Annotated in this window: 4 protein-coding genes; 2 read left to right on the forward strand and 2 right to left on the reverse strand. The window is 40.4% G+C overall.

What is annotated here, in order from left to right; genetic code table 11:
• Positions 1 to 378: 378 nt before the first annotated feature.
• Positions 379 to 1743, reverse strand: a complete 1365-nt coding sequence (gene cca / locus ASJ81_RS03915) for a CCA tRNA nucleotidyltransferase (RefSeq protein ID WP_095643339.1) — start codon at positions 1741 to 1743, stop codon at positions 379 to 381.
• A gap of 744 nt (positions 1744 to 2487) precedes the next feature.
• On the opposite strand from cca, the gene ASJ81_RS03920 reads away from it, so the two are divergent.
• Together ASJ81_RS03920 and ASJ81_RS03925 are read left to right on the forward strand one after the other, a co-directional pair.
• Positions 2488 to 5091 carry an S-layer protein domain-containing protein gene (locus tag ASJ81_RS03920; RefSeq protein ID WP_095643340.1) on the forward strand — a complete coding sequence of 868 codons (2604 nt, stop codon included), beginning with the start codon at positions 2488 to 2490 and terminating at the stop codon, positions 5089 to 5091.
• Positions 5092 to 5333: 242 nt separating this feature from the next.
• Positions 5334 to 5789: a YqaA family protein gene (locus tag ASJ81_RS03925; RefSeq protein WP_095643341.1), complete on the forward strand. Its 456-nt coding sequence runs from the start codon at positions 5334 to 5336 to the stop codon at positions 5787 to 5789.
• 643 nt (positions 5790 to 6432) lie between these two features.
• Here the strand turns inward: ASJ81_RS03925 and ASJ81_RS03930 are convergent.
• Positions 6433 to 7392: IS66 family transposase (locus ASJ81_RS03930; protein ID WP_095643342.1), on the reverse strand; the 960-nt coding region annotated here is incomplete at its 5' end.

Raw genomic sequence — 7392 nt, forward strand, 5'->3', positions numbered from 1 at the left:
TGGTTCTTTATATCTACAAAATAATCTGTCATACCGCAATGAAGTATTTGAAATCTATGCCATGTTATTAATAATGCTCACATAAAATAAAAACTTCAGATGAAGTCCTTTCTTAACAGTAGGCTTATTTCTGCCAATTCTTTTACTGTACTAATATTCGAGTGATATACCAGAATCAATATATTATTTGTAATTATTTATCCAAATGTGGCTATGTTTTGAATGGATCATTTAAAATATGGCAACAACCATGGGCGAAACAACTGCATACTTATTATTGGTCAATTGAAAAAACCCATCAAAAAATTTTTGCGGAAGAATTCCGCTTTGTGTAAAATCAGTTAATTGGTCACTACTTTGTTCACATAAGAATTTCTTTTACATCCATTTCCTCAAATAAATCCTGAAATCCGGATCTTTTAATCTGCAAATCCCGGCATTTTCTATAATCTTAAAGCCTTCGCTAACGCTCTGCTGAACTTGTTTTCCAAGAGAGCAGGTCATGAGCCGGTCTTCGAGAAGCCCTTTTGCCATCGGGTACTTGCGCCGGATTTCGAAGATGTATTTTCCATTTTCTATATAACCTCCGAAAACGCCAGCAGCCACCTGATATTTTTCCTTAAATTTCTCAGCGTGTACTTTAACCCAAACCGGAGGGCCAACGTGCTTTTTCACGTTGGGGAGAACGCCTGATATAAGTTCCAGCATAACTGCAGTTTCGGTTTTGCCTGACCATACGCCGGTCTTTATCACTGTAAAATCATATTCTTTCAGAAGGGCAGCAACTGCCTGCTCCATTTTATACAGCTGTGGAAAGAGGATATCCTCTACAACGTCCGGAGTTTTGAAAACTATTGCAAGCTGGGTACTTTTTCGGCTTTCAAGCTTTTCCAGGATTTCGGTATCCCCCAGGGGTAAGAGAGAAGCTGGGAAAAAGAAACTGAGCTCGGGGGTTTTCAGGAATTCCCTGCAGTGGTCTATAAACATGCAGAATTTGTCAAGGGAAAGAGCAGCTGCCACATTCCGCCTGGGGTCGGTTGGGTCGACCACTACAAGAGGCTCTTCGTGCTCTATTTCCGAATGATGCATTATATCGATTTTCTCACCTGGTTTCCAGGTGCAAGCGGCACATACAGTGTTTTCGAAGGAGCCATAGTAGATTATCAGGATCTCGGTCAGGTAACCTGAAAAACCCTGGGTCTTGAGTTCCGAGCCATAGACTCCACCGCCGCGCATAAACTGCTTCAAAAGCAGGACCTCATCTTCGTGCCCTTTTATGCGAGGTTTGACAAAATCGTTATGAAAAGGTGTTCTGTCAACTGCAGATTTGATCTGGGAAGCCGAAGCAACCCTGAAGCAGGGGACAAGGTCTACGTCAAAACCTTTGTATGTAATATTCAGGTAAGGGTGCTCAGCATGGCGGTCTTCGACATGTTCAGCGTGTTTTGCCACATCTCTTGCAACCGCTATACCCAGGGTTTCCAGTTCCTTTCTGGAGGTTTCTTCAGGAAAGCTTATAAAAATATCAATATCGTGAGTGCCTGAAAGCCAGGTACCTCTGGCAGCAGAGCCCACCATTTTTACAAGCACGCCTGGTACATCAAGTTTTTTTGCTGCGGCTTTAACTTGCGAGGCGAGCTCTTCCTGGATCACAAGGAGTTTTTCTCTTTCAGGTTCAGTTGGTTTTATTCTCTTAAGGACTAAAAACTTTAATTCTTCGGGAATGCCTGTATACGTTTCCATGCCAGGGACGGCTCCATATTTTTTACTCTGTCTTACTCTGCAGAATGAGTCTTACGAATCTTGTAACGGATCTTATAAATCTCGTAATGGATTTTATGAATCCGATTACGCTGATTTTGCTTATAAGTGTCAGAAATCGCTTCTTCAAACTTATAATTTGTGTATATCAAATTGACTCTTAAGGGAAAAAAGAGTTTTTGAATTTGTTTTCAAATCTTTATCTAAACATGAATAAAAAGCCTCTTTTGGATCGGTTTGGTTCTGATAAAAAATCTCTTTTGGATCATTTTGGTTCTGATAAAAAATCTCTTTTGGATTATTTTGGTTCTGATAAAAAGTCACCTCTAATATAAACGTAACTCTAAGTAAAAACTAGCTGTGGTAAAAATATTTTCTGAGTTTTCCTAATTGTCTTCCTGATAGTAACTACCTGAAACTTACTCTAGTGTTAAAAAGACGATTGAAAGCAACTTTAAGGTTTTTAAGGCCTCCGATTCCGTCTTTGGCATATTTATTTTTTTTATTCCCGAATTGTAAAAAATATTTCGCATAATACCCAAAAATTTTTATTTAATGCCTGAGATATTAGAAAATGCTTATAGTTGAATACGTTTGATATTACTCAGGTATGCGGGGGTATCCTGTTGGGTGTATTCCGAATGTTCAGGAAACTATTTTCCTATTCTTCTTTTCGGAGGCCTAAAAGTAACGCTCTCGGTTAATACAGTATAAAGGAGGTTTAATTTGGGGATTAAAAATTATATCAAGATTTTATGCTTACTTCTGGCATGTGGGTTACTGTGTCTAAGTGCAGCTGCCCAGGCTTCAGATTCGACAGGCAACCGTATATGGGATGAAAACGCAAATGAGAGCCTTAACTATACATGGACGCCTCAGACTTACTCGGGCTTTTATTATGATCTGGATACCGGAGAAGGTTCCGAGAATCTAACAGTCCAGCTCAGTAAGGGCAGCCGGACAATTGAAAAGGAAAACCTGCAGTACGAAACAGTACCCATACAGACCGATTTTGAGTATGGAAAGTGGGGTTCTTATGAGGTTATAGGGTTTATGGCAGAGCGCTACTTTGCAGGGTACACCGCAAACTCAAGCTTTGCAAATAAAGAGATTAGCGTTATCTCGGGTGGGCAGCTTTCAAAAGTCCTGATGGACACTGATGACAGGAAATCCATGTACACGGGTTCCGCTCTTGTTCTTGAAGAAGGATACTCCCTTAATATGGTTGAGGTTGATGTTAATGGAAATACAGTCTGGGTACAGCTTGAAAAGGACGGCAAAGTAGTCGATGAAGCTTTCCTATCCTCCAATAGCGACTATGTATACAAAGCCGACCTCGGGAGTACCGAAGATGTACCCATAATTGCAGTCCATTTTGCTCAGATCTTCAGCGGCACAGAAACCAACGCGGTTTTCGTTGACGGAATTTTCCAGATCTCGGATCAGTATGTGAAAATCCAGAATGGAGATAAGTTTGGGAAGATGGAGGTAAGTTCCACCTCAAGTTCAGGCATAAAAATGAGAAATAGTGACTCGATCTCTCTTAGCAAGGGTGACACTATTGACATCATGGGTAAACTTAGTTTTGTCGTGGCCGATGCCAATGAACTTCGTTTTGCTCCAATAGTTGAAACCTCCAGGCCCGGAACCTACGAATTAAGGGGAACGGTACACGATGATAAGTTTAATACTATGGTCTGGACGCCTTTTAACTTCGAGGGTTTCTATTATAACATCGACGAAAATATTTCCACTGAGAGCCTTGTCATTGAAGGGTTCGATGGCAGAACAATTGAGGATGAAGCACTCGTTTATTCTACGAAGCCTAAAAATGTCAAATTTGAGCACGAGGGTTGGGGAAGTTATGAAGTTGTCGGTTTCATGGCAGAGAAATATTTTGCAGGATATCCTGAAAACACTCTTGGCAACTCAAAAGGCATAAGTGTGCTTTCGGATAGTGTCCTTTCAAAAGTTTTGATTGACGACAATGACAAAAAGTCCCTGTTTACTGGTTCTTCTTTAGCCCTGGAGAACGGCTACTCCCTTAAGGCAGCCGAGGTAGATGTTAACGGGAAAAGTGTACTCTTCGAACTTTACAGGAATGGAAAGCTTCTTGACTCGGGAATAGTTCCTCAGGGTGGGGACTATATTTACGAAGCCGATATAGGAGGAGCTGAAAATATTCCTATGATTGCGGTCCATGTAAGTACGGTCTTCCGTTCCACAGAAACAGATGCAGTGTTTGTGGAGGGAATCTTCCAGATTTCGGATGATTACCTGGAAATTTCTGGGGGAGATTCTTTCGGTGAAATGAAAATAACTTCGATTTCCGATTCAGGCATCACAATGAAAAATGAGGACTCAGTCTCCCTTTCAAGGGGTGATGTCATAGACCTTATGGGCAATGTCAAATTCAAAGTTGCCGATGCTTCAGTCCTGCGCTTTTATCCTTTTGTCGAGGTCAAGACCGAAGCAGGAGATCAACTGAATCTCGAGATTCCTGAGGCGCTTGTAGTCGGGAAGCCAACCGAAATCCTGGTAACTGCTAGAAATGTTTCGGTCGGCGGTGTTGAAGTTTCTGTTGGAAACGACAGCATAGGTACTACCGGAGATAACGGAAATCTCACTTTCACCCCGGGTAAGGAAGGTAGATTCACTGTAACTGCGAATCGGGATGGTTACGTTTCCGGAACTAAGCGTGTGGATGTCCTTGCACAGGGTGTCCAGAAACTCCTGGTTTCGGTTTCTCCCGAAACTGTCCGGGAAGGAGACCAGATCAAAATAAGTGTCACGGACTCTGTGGATAACAAGCCTGTTGCAGGGGCGGATGTTTTCTTCGGCGGGCAGAAAACTGACGCACAGACAGATGAAAAAGGTATCACATCTTATTGGGTTACGACTCCAGGTACGTATGTGGTAAACGCCACAAAGACCGGTTATGAAGAAGGAGAAACCCATGTCGAGGTGACGGAAAAAGCCTCACAGTTCTCTTTCTCAAACCTCAAGATACAGCTTGCTTCAGTTGAAGCCGGAACCCCGGTAAATATCAGTGTGAATGCTATGAACAATGGAAGCGTCACAGGAGAATCCAATGTGGAATTGCTGGTTAATAACGAATCGGTCGATTCCGAGAATGTAACCCTCAACCCGGGTGAGAACAAATCAGTTGAATTCTCACACACTGAGGATAATCCAGGGACGTATACTGTTGAAGTAGGAGGCCTGAGCGAAAATTATGAGGTGACAGAAAAAACTCCTTTCTTCAGTGGGATGGCTACGCTTGGAATACTTGCCATAGCGTTTGTTATTCTGCGGAAGAGAAGAAGCTAATAAACTAATTAACGCTTCTGACTTTCGTACTAAAGCTTAATTAACATTTTTAACTTTCGTATTAAAGCTTATATTAAGCTGTAAGGGTTTAAACTGAAAACCGGTCGGTTTAATATAACTTTAATACCTGTGCTGCGGCAGAAGCTGGAAATTACGTTCAGGATTTCCGGCTCTCCACTTTTTTCTCTTATTTGATGTTCGAGACGACAGCTTAAAATACTGAACTACAATTGTTGAATAGAATGCTTGAAGCTTTAAGCGCTTTTATTGCCAATTACGGGTACCTGAACCTCTTTATCCTTAGCTTTCTGGCTTCCACGGTTTTGCCTCTAGGATCAGAAGCACTGGTAGTAGCTCTCATTTATAAGGGCTTTAATCCCTTTGCTGTCGTTCTGGTGGCGACTTCAGGTAATTATCTCGGATCGTGTACAACGTACTATCTCGGGCTAAAAGGGCGTCCGGTACTTGAGAAGTTTCTTTCTCCTTCTCCTGAGAAGCTTGAGAAAAGCGAGAAGCTCTTTAAAAAATATGGTCTTTATACTCTTCTTTTTACCTGGGTTCCAGGTATTGGAGACGCAATTACCATGGTTGCCGGACTTATGCAGCTTCCTTTCCGATACTTTTCGGTCCTGGTTTTTCTTGGGAAATTCGGGCGTTATTTTGCTATTGCTTATCTAACAGTTTTTTTTAGCAATTGATTCAGGCTTTTCTAGATAGACCTAATTTATTTCAGTCGAATACCCCGCTAGCTTGCTGCGGGGATGGAAACTTCCCCGGTAACCGTTGATAATAATAAAATTTCTCAATTCCATTTTCGATTACTAACTTCTGCTCACACTAAATTGTTTAGGGTTATTATTTCCTTTAACGGAATTTTGAGCGGTGGCGCGAACATACCCCGTTGCTTGCAGCGGGGTGCGCCAGCGCAACTTTGATTATTTTATCAATTTTTATTCCTTTAAACAATTTTTTATTAATTTATTCCGCTAAGTAATTCTTTTCTTGTATATGATTTTCCCAGCTAATTGTTCCTCTCGAAGAGACAAACAGATATCTTTATATAATCCATGGTACAATATTTGATTGTCAAAGCAAATTTAGTTGATTTTACTGCTTTGACTCATTTTTATTGCCTGTCTTCCAGGCCTCCAAAAACGGGCTCAATATCTAATTATAACCTCCATTTTTAATTTTTTTCTTTTCTTTTCTTTTTTCGTTTTATACACAATTTAGCTTTACCTGAATTTAGAACATATTCGTAAAGGAACAGATTCTAAAAGGTATGTTTATATTATTGATTATTTAAAATTCGGTATCCTCTTCAAATTGAGTGGAAATCTCTCACTTTCCACTCACTGAACTTCTTTCTCTGATTAGTTGAGCTAAAGATGGCATCTCAAATATACTGCTGACTCTATCACATATGTACTGATATGCACTTACATCCAGTTTCTTTGCTGTCTGAACAATCGTCATAAATGTGTCGTTTGCCTTTGTTCCTTCCTCTGTTATAGTTTGAAGGCTGACATCTCTTTTTCTGACCTTTGCTCTTGCTGCCAGTTCCGCTGCATTGTTATGCAGCGGAACCTCTGGCAAGACCAGAACCTTTAACAGCTGTTCCTTGTTCTCTTTTGTCTTAGCGATTCTTTCATCCAGCTTTTCATATCCTGTTTTGGTAGAAAACAACTGATCAAACTTAACGGATAATTGCTCCGCTACCTCTGAATCTGGTTTTATTCTAAACTTAGAAAGCTCACCATAAAAGTTCCAGTAACTGTTCAGAAAAGCTTTCAGCTTTTCTTTATGATACGGAACTATTGGCCTTAATTTCTTGTAGTTTCTACCGTCATGAATCCAACAAAGAGCATGGTGATATGCAATTTGCCTGAACTGACGTGCATCATCACTTAAAAGTGTGGTAACCACAGGTATGTCTTTACTTTGATGATAGGCCGCAATTGCACAGGCTTCAAGGACTTTCTTCTTAGTAGTTTTATATCCATTAAGTGAGAAAACACAATCCAGTTTTCGACGCATTTCTTCGTCACTGAATATTTTGTTTTTAAAAGACGAGAGTTTTTCCATCCAACTTTGGGAAACATTAAACGTTTTCATCAGATTATATGCTTCATCAGTAAAGCAGTATGTTTTTTCTTTTCCACATAAAAGCACGTCTAAAACATTTTCTCTATTTTTATTGGGAACTGTAAAATAAGCAGTATAATAAGGATTACAAAGAATTTGAGTATAATAATTGACACCATTGACTCTTGCACCTGTATCATCAATCTGCTGATAAGG

Source organism: Methanosarcina spelaei (genome assembly GCF_002287235.1).
GTDB classification, from domain to species: domain Archaea; phylum Halobacteriota; class Methanosarcinia; order Methanosarcinales; family Methanosarcinaceae; genus Methanosarcina; species Methanosarcina spelaei.